Raw genomic sequence first — 15,675 nt, 5'->3', positions numbered from 1 at the left:
ATCCGGCAAATTATCTTATTGAACAAAATATAAACATAAATAAAAAATATAGATGCCCGTCACATTTGTGCGTTATACAGAAACCTCGCCGCAGAGAAAGAGGGGGCTGTTATGATGCCATTATCGCGCTCACGTCTTGAGTTTATCGCCACGATTTTACAAAACGTACTAAATTTGGGGCTGCTTACCCTCGGTCTGATCCTGGTCGTTTTTCTCGGTAAAGAGACGGTTCATCTGGCGGATGCATTATTCGCGCCTGAGCAAGCCAGCAAATATGAACTGGTGGAAGGGCTGGTGATCTACTTTCTTTATTTCGAATTTATTGCGCTGATTGTGAAGTACTTTAAGTCTGGCCTTCACTTTCCGCTGCGCTATTTCGTGTACATTGGGATCACGGCGATTGTGCGTCTGATCATTGTCGATCATAAAACGCCAATGGATGTATTACTCTATTCGGCGGCGATCCTCCTGTTGGTTATCACGTTGTGGTTATGTAATTCGAACCGACTACGGCGAGAATAGGCGTCGCCACACCGTAACGGACGTATGGCGTGGCAATAAATTAGCCGCTGTCTATAACGCATAAAAAAAGCGCTCCGAAGAGCGCCAAAATACGACCATAAGTGGGGATAACATAACTTGAGGGCAGTGGCATTGCCCGTTGCCGGGCAGGTACTTCGATAAAACTTAACCTTTCACACCCCCTGCCGTCAGGCCGTTGACCAGCCAACGTTGCGCCAACAGGAACACCAGGGTGATAGGAATAGCGGAAAGGACGGCGGCGGCGGCAAAGTCGCCCCACAGGTAGTTTTGCGGGTTGAGATATTGCTGCATACCCACGGCCAGCGTATAGCTGTCCACATCGCGCAGTAACAACGAGGCGACCGGAACTTCGGTAATCGCTGCGATGAACGACAGAATAAACACCACCGCCAGAATCGGTACGGAAAGCGGCAGCAGCACCAGGCGAAACGCCTGCCACGGGGTTGCGCCATCCAGCGCGGCGGCCTCTTCCAGCGAACTGTCGATAGTTTCGAAGTAGCCTTTAATCGTCCAAACATGCAGCGCGATGCCGCCAAGATAGGCGAAGATCACGCCGCCATGCGTATTCAGACCGATAAATGGAATGTATTGTCCCAGGCGATCAAATAACGCATACAGCGCTACCAGAGACAAAACCGCCGGAAACATCTGGAAAATCAGCATCCCTTTGAGCAGTGTTGCTTTACCTGGAAAACGCATTCGTGCGAAAGCGTAGGCGCAGGTGGTGGAGAGCGCCACGATGCCGATGGCGGTAATACCGGCGATTTTCACCGAGTTCCACAGCCACAGCAGGACCGGGAAGGGAGGCGGCGTTACCCGACCATCCGCATGTTCCACGCTGAAACCCAGCGCCAGCCGCCAGTGTTCCCAGGAGATTTTATCCGGGATCAGGCTTCCGGTGGCGAAGTTCCCTTCACGTAGCGAGATAGCGATGACCATCAGCAGCGGGAACATAATCGCTGCGATGAAAATCAGCAGCCCCAGGTGCGTGATGAGGAGACGCAGTTTCTGAGATTTGGGTTGGACCATAGCCATTGTTATTATCTCCCTTAATCAAACTTCATACGCGTGGCTTTCAGGTTCACTATTGCCAGCGCGCCTACCAGCAGGAAGATCAGCGTGGCAATGGCCGCCGCCAGACCGAAGTCCTGACCGCCGCCGCCTTCAAAGGCGATACGGTAGGTGTAGCTGACGAGTAGATCGGTATAACCGGCAGGCGTGGTGGTGCCGAGACGGTCTGGCCCGCCGTTGGTCAATAACTGAATCAGGACAAAGTTATTAAAGTTAAAGGCGAAGCTGGCGATCATCAGCGGCGTTAGCGGCTTAATCAGCAGCGGTAAGGTGATCTTAAAGAAATTCTGAAATGGACCGGCGCCGTCCATTGCGGAGGCTTCGTACAGGTCATCCGGAATCGCTTTCAGCAGTCCCATGCACAGGATCATCATGTAGGGATAGCCCAGCCAGGTATTCACGATAATCACCATTGCCCGCGCGGTGTTGGGGTCGCTGAACCAGGCAGGTTTAATGCCGAACAGCGCGCTCAGCATCATATTGATTTCACCAAAGCTTTGGTTGAATAACCCTTTGAAAATCAAAATTGAAATAAACGACGGTACGGCGTAGGGCAGAATCAGCAGGACGCGGTAGATAGCTTTACCTTTCAGCGCTTCCCACTGTACGAGGCAGGCCAATACCATCCCAACCGCCACGGTTAACACCACAGTGAGGACCGAAAAGACCACGGTCCAGACGAAGATAGCGAAAAAGGGCTTCTGGATCCCTTCGTCGGTAAAGACGCGCGTAAAGTTTTTCGCGCCGATAGTAACGGTATAACCAGGACTGAGTTTTTCATCACCCCAGCTTCCGTCGGCGTTGATCGACTGATAATAACCGCTATCGTTGTTTGGCCGGTATTTTACGCCGCTCTGGTTATTGGTCAGCAGGCCGTCATCAGCCAGTGTGTACAGCGGACGGGTACCGGAAAACTGACGCAGCGAGCTCATAATCACTTTGCTTTCATCCGGCAGGACGGCGGTTATCTGGTTCAACGCCAGACGGTTCTGGGTGATTATTCGCAGATTGGCGCGTTCGCCGCCCGGCAGGGCATCAGTCTCTTTCAGCTGTAATTTTTGTTCGCCGCCGAAGGAAAATGCGTCAGACAGGTAATGTTTGCCCGTTTCTCCGTCGGTGAGGGCCAGTTGCCACTCGTCGCCGGTCGGGTAAAGACCGAAGTTATAGGTTTTTCCTGCCTGATAAGAACGGTCCATCAGCACTTGCTGGGCGCGTTCAAAGGTGAGCTGGTTGGTGCTGCTGTAGTTAGTAAAGGCGATAGCGATGGTGCACACCAGCGGGAATAGCACAAACAGCCCCATGCCGGCGAGGCCAGGGTAAACGTAGCGCCAGGCGTAGGTTTTACGATTTGCGAAAATATACAGGCCAGCAGAGCTTAAAATCAGCGTCATGATGGCGAACAGATACTCCCCTTGTACGTACATTAAAACTACAAGGTAACCCACCAGCAGGCCCAGCAGACCAATTACTGACCATTTAAGCTGGTCGCTTTGCCACCAGTGTTTCTTTTTAATGACATCCATGGGGGTTTTCCTCTACAGCGTTGAAACTTCCTGGCCGGAGATGTGCCTGATGGCGCTGCGCTTATCAGGCCTACGGTGTGTTGTAGGCCGGATAAGGCATTTATGCCGCCATCCGGCACAGGCTCGCGGCATTACTTAGTGATACGGCTTTGTGCATCTTTCAGCGCGGCATCCACGGTTTGACGGCCGCTGGCGGCGTTGATCACAGCCGTACGTACCGCATACCAGAAGGCGGACATCTGCGGAATATTCGGCATGATCTCGCCTTTCTGGGCGTTATCCATGGTGGCGGCGATACGGGGGTCTTTCGCTAACTGCTCCTGGAAAGATTTCAGCGCCACGGCGCCCAGCGGTTTATCTTTGTTCACCGCTTCCAGACCCTGATCGGTCAGCAGGTAGTTTTCGAGGAACTCTTTCGCCAGCTCCTTGTTCGGGCTGGCAGCGTTAATCCCCGCGCTCAGCACGCCGACGAACGGTTTCGAGGGTTTACCTTTGAAGGTCGGCAGCAGGGTGACACCGTAGTTGACTTTGCTCTTGTCGATGTTCGACCATGCCCACGGACCGTTGATGGTCATTGCCGTTTCGCCTTTATTGAAGGCCGCTTCGGCGATGGAGTAATCGGTATCGGCGCTCATATTTTTGTTCTTGATCATATCGATCAGGAAAGTCAGGCCCGCTTTCGCGCCGGCGTTGTCGACGCCAACGTCTTTCACGTCATACTTGCCGTTTTCAAATTTGAACGCGTAACCGCCGTCAGCAGCGATCAAAGGCCAGGTGAAATACGGCTCTTGCAGGTTGAACATTATCGCCGACTTCCCTTTCGCTTTTAGTTCTTTATCCAGCGCCGGGATCTCTTCCCAGGTTTTCGGCGGGTTCGGGACGAGGTCTTTGTTATAAATCAGGGAGAGGGCTTCAACGGCGATGGGGTAGGCGATCAGCTTGCCGTTATAACGTACCGCATCCCAGGTAAACGGATAGAGTTTGTCCTGAAACGCTTTATCCGGAGTGACCTCCGCCAGCAGACCAGACTGCGCGTAGCCGCCAAAACGGTCGTGCGCCCAGAAGATAATGTCAGGACCGTCGCCGGTGGCTGCCACCTGCGGGAATTTCTCTTCCAGCTTATCCGGGTGCTCAACGGTCACTTTAATGCCGGTGTCTTGCTCAAATTTTTTACCGACCTCGGCCAGACCGTTATAGCCCTTGTCGCCGTTGATCCAGATAACCAGTTTACCTTCTTCAATTTTGGCGAGAGCCGGGGCGGAAATCATCATCGTCGTAAGTGCGGATAATGCGAGGATGCCTACGCCAGTTTTAATCTTCATATCTCCCATCCTTTTTGGTGATGTACACAGAGGTGGTTTAACGGTCTCTAGTTTCTTTATACGACAACCTCTTTCCATCCTCCCCGCCCCTACGCCCCACCCCGGCTTTATGTGATCTGTGTTACATAAATGTGAGTAATGCGTGCTGGCGCACATAAAAACACGCCGATTTTTGCGGGCGGCATCACGAAATTCCTTTTCTGCCCGCACCCGTGGTCTCAGGCGCTGTGTCCTCATCCTCCCGCCTCCTCCCCCATAAAAAAGCCGGGGGGTGGAGGATTTACCCCAGTCAGGGATCGCGCATAGTCAGGCCATCATGAATGTTGCTGTCAATGACAGGTTGTAACGAAGGGAGAAAGGCATGGCGAGCGTACAGCTACGAAATGTAACGAAAGCCTGGGGTGACGTGGTGGTATCGAAAGATATTAACCTCGATATCCATGACGGGGAGTTCGTGGTGTTTGTGGGACCGTCAGGCTGTGGTAAATCGACCTTGCTGCGTATGATCGCCGGGCTTGAAACCATCACCAGTGGCGACCTGTTTATCGGGGAAACCCGTATGAATGATATCCCGCCTGCTGAGCGCGGCGTGGGCATGGTATTCCAGTCTTATGCGCTCTATCCCCATCTCTCCGTTGCAGAAAACATGTCTTTCGGCCTCAAGCTGGCGGGCGCCAAAAAAGAGGTAATGAATCAACGCGTCAACCAGGTGGCGGAAGTGCTGCAACTGGCGCATCTGCTGGAACGTAAGCCAAAAGCGCTTTCCGGCGGGCAGCGTCAGCGCGTAGCGATTGGCCGCACGCTGGTGGCGGAGCCGCGTGTGTTTTTGCTGGATGAACCGCTCTCTAACCTGGATGCCGCGCTACGCGTGCAGATGCGCATTGAAATTTCTCGCCTGCATAAACGTCTGGGCCGCACGATGATTTACGTCACCCACGATCAGGTCGAGGCGATGACGCTGGCCGACAAAATCGTGGTGCTGGACGCCGGTCGCGTCGCTCAGGTCGGTAAGCCGCTGGAGCTGTACCACTATCCGGCGGACCGCTTTGTCGCGGGCTTCATCGGCTCGCCGAAGATGAACTTCCTGCCGGTGAAAGTGACCGCCACCGCGATTGAACAAGTCCAGGTCGAACTGCCGAATCGCCAGCAAATCTGGCTGCCGGTCGAAAGTCGCGGCGTGCAGGTCGGCGCCAATATGTCTTTAGGCATTCGGCCGGAACACCTGCTGCCGAGCGATATCGCCGATGTCACCCTGGAAGGCGAAGTCCAGGTGGTCGAGCAGTTAGGGCACGAAACACAAATTCATATCCAGATCCCCGCCATCCGTCAAAACCTGGTTTATCGCCAGAATGACGTGGTGTTGGTAGAAGAGGGCGCCACATTCGCTATCGGCCTGCCGCCAGAGCGCTGTCATCTGTTCCGCGAGGATGGCAGCGCATGTCGTCGTCTGCATCAAGAGCCGGGTGTTTAAGGCCTCCATAAAAAAACGAAACGCAAAACCATTCGCAGTTTTAGAAGGTGGCAGCGTTTAAAGAAAAGCAATGATCTCAGGAGATAGAATGATGATTACTCTGCGCAAACTCCCACTGGCAGTTGCTGTCGCAGCGGGCGTAATGTCCGCTCAGGCAATGGCTGTCGATTTCCACGGTTACGCCCGTTCCGGTATTGGCTGGACGGGAAGCGGCGGCGAACAACAATGTTTCCAAGTGACCGGTGCACAAAGTAAATACCGTCTTGGTAACGAATGTGAAACCTATGCGGAACTGAAACTGGGCCAGGAAGTGTGGAAAGAGGGCGATAAGAGCTTCTATTTCGACACCAACGTCGCCTATTCGGTTAACCAGCAGAACGACTGGGAATCGACCGATCCCGCCTTCCGCGAAGCGAACGTGCAGGGTAAAAACCTGATTGAATGGCTGCCGGGCTCTACCATCTGGGCCGGTAAGCGCTTCTATCAGCGTCATGACGTACACATGATCGACTTCTACTACTGGGATATTTCAGGTCCTGGCGCGGGTATCGAAAATATCGATCTGGGCTTCGGTAAGCTTTCACTGGCGGCGACCCGGTCTACTGAAGCGGGCGGCTCTTACACCTTCAGCAGCCAGAATATTTATGATGAAGTAAAAGATACCGCTAACGACGTCTTTGACGTACGTCTGGCTGGTCTGCAAACGAACCCGGACGGCGTACTGGAGCTGGGCGTTGACTACGGTCGCGCCAATACGACCGATGGTTATAAGCTGGCTGATGGGGCATCGAAAGACGGCTGGATGTTCACCGCCGAACACACGCAAAGCATGTTGAAAGGCTATAACAAGTTTGTCGTGCAATATGCCACCGATGCTATGACCACGCAGGGTAAAGGCCAGGCGCGCGGTTCCGACGGTTCTTCATCTTTCACTGAAGAATTGCCTGATGGAACCAAAATTAATTATGCCAATAAGGTCATCAATAATAATGGCGATATGTGGCGTATTTTGGATCATGGCGCCATCTCGCTTGGTGATAAATGGGATTTGATGTACGTCGGTATGTACCAGAATATCGATTGGGATAATAACCTGGGTACTGAGTGGTGGACCGTGGGCGTACGTCCAATGTACAAGTGGACGCCAATCATGAGTACCCTGCTGGAAGTCGGCTACGACAACGTGAAATCTCAGCAGACCGGCGATCGTAACAATCAATATAAAATCACCCTGGCGCAACAGTGGCAGGCGGGCGACAGCATCTGGTCGCGTCCGGCTATCCGTATTTTCGCCACCTACGCGAAATGGGATGAGAAATGGGGCTATATCAAAGACGGCGATAACATTTCCCGTTATGCCGCAGCGACTAACTCCGGCATTTCCACCAACAGCCGTGGCGATAGCGATGAGTGGACCTTCGGCGCCCAGATGGAAATCTGGTGGTAATACGATGGTCATCTGACGTAACGAGGGGCGCAAGCCCCTCTGAAACATCAGGTCTGATGATGCTTGTAAGCCGAATAAGGCGCCAGCCGCCATTCGGCGATATGTTTGGGTTGGCGCGCTATTGCCTGGCTACCGCTGAACCCGCCTTATTGAGGTGAGAATAATGAAAATGAAGAAAAGTCTCGTCGCCCTCTGTTTAACCGCAGGGCTGTTCGCCAGCGTGCCGGGTATCAGCCTGGCGGAAGTGAACTATGTACCGCAAAATACCAGCGCCGCGCCCGCTATTCCTGCTGCTGCGCTACAGCAATTAACCTGGACGCCTGTAGATCAGTCAAAAACGCAGTCTACCCAACTGGCGACGGGCGGCCAGCGCCTTGACGTCGCCGGCATTACCGGCCCGGTCGCCGCTTATAGTGTTCCGGCGAATATCGGCGAGCTGACATTAACTCTGACCAGCGAGGTCAATAAGCAAGCCAGCGTTTTTGCGCCAAACGTGTTGATTCTTGACCAAAATATGACGCCTTCGGCGTTCTTCCCCAGCAGTTACTTTACTTATCAGCAGCCGGGCGTCATGAGCGCAGACCGGCTGGAAGGCGTGATGCGCCTGACGCCTGCGTTGGGGCAGCAGAAACTCTATGTTCTGGTGTTTACGACCGAAAAAGATCTTCAGCAAACCACTACGCTGCTCGATCCGGCAAAAGCCTATGCCAAAGGCGTCGGTAACTCTATCCCGGATATTCCCGATCCAGTTGCTCGCCATACCACTGACGGCGTGGTGAAACTGAAGGTGAAAACCAACAGCAGCTCCAGCGTATTGGTCGGGCCGTTGTTTGGCTCGTCCGGTACCGGGCCGGTAACGGTAGGCAATACCGCCGCGCCGGTCGCTGCGCCAGCGCCAGTCGCGCCGAAGAAAAGCGAGCCGATGTTGAACGATACGGAAAGCTACTTTAATAAAGCGATTAAGGATGCCGTAGCGAAAGGCGACGTCGATAAAGCGCTGAAACTGCTTGATGAGGCCGAACGTCTGGGATCGACATCTGCCCGTTCCACCTTTATCAGCAGTGTAAAAGGCAAGGGGTAATTATTTCCCCACAGTGCTGATTTTGCAGCAACTGGTGCGTCTCCTGGCGCACCTTTTTTTATCATTTCATGCGAATTGTTATTTTTTTGTTGCGCAACAGATCACTTAATTGTGATTGCGCCCCCCGTAATGTCTTTTCTGAGATACAATGACTTTAGGTTATGAATCGGAGAGTAAGGCATGTCACACCCTGCGTTAACGCAACTGCGTGCGCTGCGCTATTTTGATGCGATTCCTGCGCTTGAACCCCATTTGCTGGACTGGCTGTTGCTGGAAGATTCTATGACTAAACGTTTTGAGCAGCAGGGAAAGCGGGTAAGCGTGACGCTGATTCGGGAAGCGTTTGTCGGCCAAAGTGAGGTCGAGGAAGCATCAGGTTTACTGCCATCCGAGTCCCGCTACTGGTTACGTGAGATACTGCTTTGCGCTGACGGCGAGCCCTGGCTTGCCGGACGTACCGTGGTACCGGAATCCACGCTGTGCGGACCTGAACAGGTCTTACAACATCTGGGTAAAACCCCGCTTGGACGTTATCTATTTACATCATCGACACTGACCCGCGATTTTATTGAAATTGGACGCGATGCAACGCTGTGGGGGCGCCGCTCTCGACTGCGGTTGAGCGGAAAGCCACTGTTGCTTACCGAGCTTTTTTTACCTGCATCGCCGCTGTACTGAGAGGAAGATAAAGATGGAGTGGAGTCTGACGCAGAGTAAGCTGCTGGCGTTTCACCGTTTGATGCGTACAGATAAGCCTATTGGCGCGTTGCTGCTGCTCTGGCCGACGCTTTGGGCGCTATGGGTGGCGACGCCGGGTATGCCTCAACTGTGGATTTTGGCGGTTTTTGTCGCTGGCGTGTGGTTAATGCGCGCGGCGGGCTGCGTGGTGAATGATTACGCCGATCGTAAATTTGACGGACATGTAAAACGTACGGTCAACCGGCCTTTACCCAGCGGCGCCGTGACAGAGAAAGAAGCGCGCAACCTGTTTGTGGTGCTGGTGCTGCTGGCGTTTCTGTTGGTGCTGACGCTGAACGCCATGACGATTCTGCTTTCCGTGGCGGCGCTGGCGTTGGCCTGGGTTTATCCCTTTATGAAACGCTACACCCACCTGCCGCAGGTCGTGCTGGGGGCCGCTTTCGGCTGGTCAATCCCCATGGCGTTCGCCGCGGTGAGCGAATCCCTGCCGTTGAGCTGCTGGCTAATGTTCCTCGCCAATATTCTCTGGGCAGTGGCTTACGATACGCAATATGCGATGGTCGACAGAGATGATGATATCAAGATAGGCATTAAATCGACGGCGATCTTGTTTGGTCGTTATGACACATTGATTATCGGGATTCTGCAGCTTGGCGTCATGGCGTTAATGGCGCTGATCGGCTGGTTGAATGGTCTGGGATGGGGATATTACTGGGCTGTGCTGGTGGCGGGCGCGCTGTTTGTCTACCAGCAAAAACTGATTGCGAACCGTGAGCGTGAAGCCTGCTTTAAAGCCTTTATGAACAATAACTACGTTGGCCTAGTGCTATTTTTAGGGCTGGCGATGAGTTACTGGCACTTCTGATGTCATGCCGGGCGGACCCGGCCTACAAAGCCAAAATTTTCAATACGTCATATCAGTTGCCCGATAAGCTTACGCCATCGGGCATTTCAGGCACTGGCTTACTCGCCCTGCGTCGCGCTTTCAATCGTCAGACGGACATCAGAGGTAATCAGATCGGCAAGCATCTGATATATCTTCATCGTTTCTGCCGGTTCGGCATCGCCCGTATCACTGATATAACCCTCATCCCGTAGCGTCAACACGAGTGAACTGAACACCGCTTTGTCGAAAAACTCCGGCGCGTTAATACCGTGCAGGACAGACAGACGTTGCGCCACGGTACGGCTTTCTTTCTCCAGCGTACTGCGGTTGATGGACGGATTGGCGCTCAACAGCCAGAACGTAATGGCATAACGCTGTAGCGTTTCGCGCGCGCCTGCCGCCAGCAGTTGCAGCGTACGGGAATGCGTCGGGTTGATATGCAGTTCATCATCCTGCAGGGTAATTAGCCCCTGACGCTGCATTTCACTGGCCAGCGCGTCAATGACCGAGGCTAACTCCTCGCGCTCCCAGCGCAGGAACAGCTCCGCTTTTAACATCGGATAGAGCGCTTCAACATGCTGCTGCAACGCATCACGCGAAATGCGACGATGCTGGGTGATAATCGCCGCCATCAGCGAAGGCATAATCAACATATGCGCGATATTGTTACGATAGTAGGTCATCAACACCGCCTGCTCGCGCGGCAGAATGATGATATCGCCAATGGTGTCTTTCTCGACCTCAAACTTATTCATCTGCAGCGCGTGAGCGATGAGCTCGCCAGCGCTGGCGGCAGGAACGGTTGAGTCTGTGGAATAAGGGACATTGCGCATCAGATCGAGATAGCAATCAAGCTGCTCGGTGAGCTGCTCGCGGGTGAGCGAGCGCTGACGCGACGCTAACAGCGCGGTACAACACAGGTTCATCGCGTTTGCCGCGCCAGCGTTGTTAATACGCACCATCAGATCGGCGGCGATACTATTTACCGTCGGCGTCAGCCAGGCTGGGCGTATGGCCTCTATAGGGTCGATAGATTCGCGCCACTCCGGCACATGCTGGTTCAGGTACGTCATGAGCGGCATCGGTTCGCCAAAGTTAACGTAGCCCTGACCCAGATTGCGCAGCTTGCTCAAGCCTTTCAGCATCTGCGGCAGGCTCTCTTTCTCTTTTGTCGCGCCGCGCAGTTCTTTCGCATAGGTGCCCACTTCCATGACGTGCTCATAGCCGATGTAAATAGGCACTAACGTAATTGGACGGGTACCGCCGCGCAGCATCGCCTGGATAGTCATCGACAGGGTGCCGGTTTTCGGGTCTAACAAACGTCCGGTACGCGAACGTCCTCCTTCGACAAAATACTCAACCGAGTAACCGCGGCTGAACAGCTCGCCCAGGTATTCGCGAAAGACGGTGGAATAGAGTTTATTCCCCTTAAAGGTGCGACGAATAAAGAACGCGCCCAGACGACGGAAAATCGGGCCAGCGGGCCAGAAATTAAGGTTAATACCGGCGGCAATGTGCGGCGGAACCAGTCCCTGATGGTACAGCACATAAGAAAGGAGCAAGTAGTCCATATGGCTACGGTGACAGGGTACATAGACGATTTCATGCCCGTCGTGCGCCAGTTGGCGTACGCGCTCGGCGTTATGCACGTTAATCCCCTGGTACAGTCGGTTCCAGGTAAACCCCAAAATCCTGTCGGTCAAACGAATCATCTCGTAAGAGAAGTTCGCCGCGATCTCTTCCATCAGCGCAATGGCGTTTTGCTGCGCTTTTTCATGAGAGATTTTTTTACTGCGCGCTTCGTCTTCTACCGCGCGGGCGATCGCTTTCGAGGCCAGCAGTTTGTTAAACAGATCCTGACGGGCGGGCAGGCGTGGGCCAACCGCCGCCAGGCGCTGGCGGGCAAAGTGCATACGCGCCACGCGAGCCAGCTTCTGCGCGATGATTTTATCGGTGCCGTGTTCATCAGCCATGCGACGCAATGAGACGGACGGCGAGAATCGGACAAAGCTATCGCGACCCAGCCAGGAGATGGCAAAGAATTTCTGTACGCCGTTCAGCATACGTAAAGGCGGGTTATCTTCTCCCTTTTCACGACCCGGCGCGCGGCCAAACATCACGGAAACGGGCACCATCTGCACGTCCAAAGCCGGATTACTCCGATGCAGATCGAGATAATCGTGAAAAAGTTTCACCGACTCTTCTTTTGGCGTGTAATAGGTAAAGACACGCGGTCCGCCGTGAATAAATACATAGCGTGGCAGCAGCGCGCCGTCGATCTCCAGCGGCTCCAGCGGATCCGGGAGATCGTGCGCCAGACATTGCGCCCGCAGCGTCAGTAAGTCCGCTTTTGAGTTGTATGGCAAGACATACATAATGGGGCGAGAAGTATCGAGCCCCAATTCCTGGGCGGGTTCCGCCGGAATAGACTTGCTTTTTACCAGTATGCTTAATGGTAAATTCAGTAATTTGTAGTAAATTCGTGGCCAGCCGGACATAAACGATGTAAAGCCTCTGGTTAATAATGCAAATGCGGTGCAAGGATATCAGAAAGTTTAGCGAATTTCTGTTGTATCCCGTCATACTTCGCGCTGCGTTACGGCAGTCCGAATCGTGCAGGGCAACCGTATAATGTCATTGACGTTAATAATGTAAAAAGGTTCTTTTGATGGCCAATAATACCACTGGATTCACCAGAATTATCAAAGCGGCAGGATATTCCTGGAAAGGATTTCGCGCCGCATGGACTCACGAAGCGGCGTTTCGCCAGGAAAGTATCGCGGTATTGCTGGGCGTCATCATCGCCTGCTGGCTGGATGTGGATGCGATTACCCGTGTGTTATTGATAGGTTCCGTTTTACTTATCATGATTGTTGAAATCCTCAACAGCGCTATTGAAGCGGTCGTGGACCGCATCGGTTCTGAATACCATGAGCTTTCCGGCCGTGCGAAAGATATGGGATCGGCTGCGGTGCTACTGTCTATTTTCGTTGCCCTGATGACCTGGGGCATCCTGTTATGGTCACATTTTCGATAAAGGTTCCAAATTTTATAAATCTCTTGTTTTTTGCGCCGTTTGTGGTTCCAAAATCACCTTTAACTGTATATACTCACAGCATGACTGTATATACACCCAGGGGGCGGAATGAAAGCGTTAACGGCCAGGCAACAAGAGGTGTTTGATCTCATCCGGGATCACATCAGCCAGACAGGTATGCCACCGACGCGTGCGGAAATCGCGCAGCGTTTGGGGTTCCGTTCCCCAAACGCGGCGGAAGAACACCTTAAAGCGCTGGCGCGCAAAGGGGTGCTTGAAATCGTTTCCGGCGCATCGCGAGGTATCCGTCTGTTACAGGAAGAAGAGGACGGATTACCGCTTGTCGGGCGTGTCGCGGCGGGTGAACCGCTTCTGGCGCAGCAGCATATTGAAGGCCATTACCAGGTCGATCCTTCGCTGTTCAAACCCAGCGCCGATTTCCTGCTGCGCGTGAGCGGTATGTCGATGAAAGACATCGGTATTATGGATGGGGATTTGCTGGCGGTACATAAAACGCAGGACGTCCGTAATGGCCAGGTGGTTGTCGCTCGCATTGATGATGAAGTGACAGTAAAACGCCTGAAAAAGCAGGGCAATAAAGTGGAGCTGCTGCCGGAAAACAGCGAGTTTACACCGATAGTGGTGGATCTGCGCGAACAAAGCTTTACGATTGAAGGGCTGGCGGTAGGCGTCATTCGCAACGGGGAATGGTTGTAGTCTCTTTTTAATCTCCTTGTAAGCCGTCATCCGGCAATCGTGCAGCCTGATGGCGCTGCGCTTATCAGGCCTACGGGAATGCAGTTCCTGAGATGATTAATTTGTAGGCCGGATAAGGCGTTACGCCGCCATCCGGCAATGCGCTCGTTTCCTTTAACTCCTTGTCAGGCTTTTCTCCATGCCGCTTTTTACCTCCTCTGATAAAGCTCTCTGGCGTCTCGCGCTGCCGATGATTTTTTCTAACATCACCGTCCCCTTACTGGGGCTGGTCGATACGGCGGTGATTGGTCATCTGGACAGCCCGGTTTTCCTGGGCGGCGTGGCGGTGGGCGCGACTGCCACCAGCTTTCTTTTCATGCTGCTGCTATTTCTACGTATGAGCACCACCGGCCTAACGGCGCAGGCATTTGGTGCCAAAAATCCGCAGGCGTTAGCCCGGGCGCTCATTCAACCGTTATTGCTGGCGCTGGGCGCTGGCGTGATGATTGTGCTATTTCGCACGCCGCTTATCGAGCTGGCTTTACATATTGTCGGCGGGAACGACGCTGTCCTGGTGCAGGCGAGACGCTTCCTTGAAATTCGTTGGCTAAGCGCTCCCGCGTCACTGGCGAATCTGGTACTGCTCGGTTGGCTGTTAGGCGTTCAGTATGCGCGGGCGCCGGTTATCTTGTTGGTCGTGGGCAATATTCTCAACATCGCGCTCGACCTGTGGCTGGTGATGGGACTTCATATGAACGTGCAGGGCGCCGCCCTGGCGACGGTCATCGCAGAATATGCCACGTTACTGATCGGCTTTATGATGGTACGTAAAGTTCTCCATCTCCGCGGTGTGTCGCTGGATATGCTAAAACAGGCCTGGCGCGGCAACGTGCGCCGCCTTTTAGCGCTCAATCGCGATATCATGCTGCGCTCATTGCTCCTTCAGCTTTGTTTTGGCGCAATCACGGTGTCAGGCGCGCGGCTGGGCAGCGATATTATCGCGGTAAATGCAGTCCTGATGACCTTACTCACCTTTACGGCCTATGCGCTGGACGGTTTTGCTTATGCGGTGGAGGCGCACTCCGGTCAGGCTTACGGCGCGCGTGACGGTAGCAAGCTACTGGACGTCTGGCGAGCGGCGTGTCGTCAGTCAGGAATTGTGGCCTTGTTGTTTTCCACAGTCTATGCCCTGGCAGGCGAACATATTGTCGCGTTACTGACCTCATTGCCGCAAATACAGCTACTGGCGGATCGGTATCTTATCTGGCAGGTGGTATTACCGCTGGTGGGCGTATGGTGCTATCTGCTCGATGGTATGTTTATTGGCGCGACGCGCGCTGCCGAAATGCGCAATAGCATGGCTGTCGCCGCGGGAGGATTCGCGCTGACGCTCTTCGCCCTGCCGGTATTAGGAAATCATGGTTTATGGCTGGCATTAACCGTGTTCCTGGCGCTTCGCGGTCTGTCGTTGAGCCTTATCTGGCGTCGTCACTGGCGCGAGGGTACATGGTTTGCCAGATCGTGACGGTTAAAAATTCTGAATATAAAACCGAAGGCCGAATTCCTGCCTACAATTATTATCACGTCCAGCAGAAATTGCAGTGCATTTGGGCGAATAACACCTGCTATTCCTAACCGAATGATGAGGACAAGATGATGAATAAAGACGAAGCCGGCGGTAACTGGAAACAGTTTAAAGGTAAAATGAAAGAACAATGGGGTAAACTGACCGATGACGATATGACCGTTATCGAAGGTAAACGCGACCAACTGGTAGGTAAAATCCAGGAGCGTTACGGTTACCAGAAAGATCAGGCGGAAAAAGAGGTTGTTGACTGGGAAACCCGTAACAACTATCGCTGGTAATATGTTTTCCCCTACCAGGAGTACATGGATGTG

The 15,675-nt window shown here is 53.5% G+C and carries 15 protein-coding genes; 11 read left to right on the top strand and 4 right to left on the bottom strand.

Annotated elements, in window-relative coordinates:
- The first annotated feature begins 111 nt into the window (after positions 1–111).
- Positions 112–522 carry a phosphate-starvation-inducible protein PsiE gene (psiE, locus tag J4650_RS13675; RefSeq protein WP_000982749.1) on the top strand — a complete coding sequence of 137 codons (411 nt, stop codon included), beginning with the start codon at positions 112–114 and terminating at the stop codon, positions 520–522.
- Between the two features lie 165 nt (positions 523–687).
- On the opposite strand, the gene malG is transcribed toward psiE, so the two are convergent.
- The 3 genes from malG to malE all read right to left on the bottom strand — a co-directional run bounded on the left by malG (position 688) and on the right by malE (position 4,459).
- Positions 688–1,578, bottom strand: a complete 891-nt coding sequence (malG, locus tag J4650_RS13670) for a maltose ABC transporter permease MalG (RefSeq protein WP_001252085.1) — start codon at positions 1,576–1,578, stop codon at positions 688–690.
- Positions 1,579–1,592: 14 nt separating this feature from the next.
- On the bottom strand, positions 1,593–3,137 hold the full coding sequence (malF, locus tag J4650_RS13665) for a maltose ABC transporter permease MalF (RefSeq protein WP_000382573.1): 1,545 nt from the start codon (positions 3,135–3,137) through the stop codon (positions 1,593–1,595).
- A 131-nt stretch (positions 3,138–3,268) separates the two neighbouring features.
- Positions 3,269–4,459 (bottom strand): maltose/maltodextrin ABC transporter substrate-binding protein MalE, encoded by a 1,191-nt coding sequence (gene malE / locus J4650_RS13660; RefSeq protein ID WP_000695415.1) that lies wholly within the window; start codon positions 4,457–4,459, stop codon positions 3,269–3,271.
- Between the two features lie 361 nt (positions 4,460–4,820).
- Here malE and malK point away from each other — a divergent pair, with 361 nt between their 5' ends.
- From malK to ubiA, 5 genes are all read left to right on the top strand, one after another.
- The gene (gene malK / locus J4650_RS13655; RefSeq protein ID WP_000179176.1) at positions 4,821–5,930 is read left to right on the top strand and encodes a maltose/maltodextrin ABC transporter ATP-binding protein MalK; all 1,110 of its coding nucleotides are present in this window, start codon (positions 4,821–4,823) and stop codon (positions 5,928–5,930) included.
- Positions 5,931–6,018: 88 nt separating this feature from the next.
- Positions 6,019–7,377: a maltoporin gene (locus J4650_RS13650; protein WP_000973678.1), complete on the top strand. Its 1,359-nt coding sequence runs from the start codon at positions 6,019–6,021 to the stop codon at positions 7,375–7,377.
- A 163-nt stretch (positions 7,378–7,540) separates the two neighbouring features.
- A complete protein-coding gene (gene malM / locus J4650_RS13645) occupies positions 7,541–8,458 on the top strand; it encodes a maltose operon protein MalM (RefSeq protein ID WP_000782497.1) in 918 nt (305 codons plus the stop codon).
- 180 nt (positions 8,459–8,638) lie between these two features.
- Positions 8,639–9,136, top strand: coding sequence for a chorismate lyase (gene ubiC / locus J4650_RS13640; protein WP_000019219.1), 498 nt, complete (start codon positions 8,639–8,641; stop codon positions 9,134–9,136).
- Positions 9,137–9,149: 13 nt separating this feature from the next.
- Complete coding sequence (gene ubiA, locus J4650_RS13635; RefSeq protein WP_000455249.1) at positions 9,150–10,022, top strand: 4-hydroxybenzoate octaprenyltransferase; 873 nt, start codon at positions 9,150–9,152, stop codon at positions 10,020–10,022.
- A gap of 98 nt (positions 10,023–10,120) precedes the next feature.
- On the opposite strand, the gene plsB is transcribed toward ubiA, so the two are convergent.
- Positions 10,121–12,541: a glycerol-3-phosphate 1-O-acyltransferase PlsB gene (plsB, locus tag J4650_RS13630; protein WP_000017360.1), complete on the bottom strand. Its 2,421-nt coding sequence runs from the start codon at positions 12,539–12,541 to the stop codon at positions 10,121–10,123.
- Positions 12,542–12,711: 170 nt separating this feature from the next.
- Between plsB and J4650_RS13625 the strand changes: the two genes are divergently transcribed.
- From J4650_RS13625 to J4650_RS13605, 5 genes are all read left to right on the top strand, one after another.
- On the top strand, positions 12,712–13,080 hold the full coding sequence (locus tag J4650_RS13625; protein WP_000002900.1) for a diacylglycerol kinase: 369 nt from the start codon (positions 12,712–12,714) through the stop codon (positions 13,078–13,080).
- A 108-nt stretch (positions 13,081–13,188) separates the two neighbouring features.
- A complete protein-coding gene (gene lexA / locus J4650_RS13620) occupies positions 13,189–13,797 on the top strand; it encodes a transcriptional repressor LexA (protein WP_000646079.1) in 609 nt (202 codons plus the stop codon).
- Positions 13,798–13,975: 178 nt separating this feature from the next.
- The gene (dinF, locus tag J4650_RS13615; RefSeq protein WP_001128112.1) at positions 13,976–15,301 is read left to right on the top strand and encodes an MATE family efflux transporter DinF; all 1,326 of its coding nucleotides are present in this window, start codon (positions 13,976–13,978) and stop codon (positions 15,299–15,301) included.
- The gene (locus tag J4650_RS13610; protein WP_001575282.1) at positions 15,298–15,411 is read left to right on the top strand and encodes a hypothetical protein; all 114 of its coding nucleotides are present in this window, start codon (positions 15,298–15,300) and stop codon (positions 15,409–15,411) included. Before dinF ends, J4650_RS13610 begins: the two co-directional genes overlap by 4 nt.
- A gap of 21 nt (positions 15,412–15,432) precedes the next feature.
- A complete protein-coding gene (locus tag J4650_RS13605; protein ID WP_001030592.1) occupies positions 15,433–15,642 on the top strand; it encodes a CsbD family protein in 210 nt (69 codons plus the stop codon).
- The last annotated feature ends 33 nt before the right edge of the window (positions 15,643–15,675 follow it).

Source organism: Salmonella sp. 32120201201600049SM, assembly GCF_017572835.1.
Lineage (GTDB): Bacteria > Pseudomonadota > Gammaproteobacteria > Enterobacterales > Enterobacteriaceae > Salmonella > Salmonella enterica.
The sequence above is the reverse complement of the archived record's forward strand: the minus strand, read 5'-3'. Positions and strand labels throughout refer to the sequence as shown.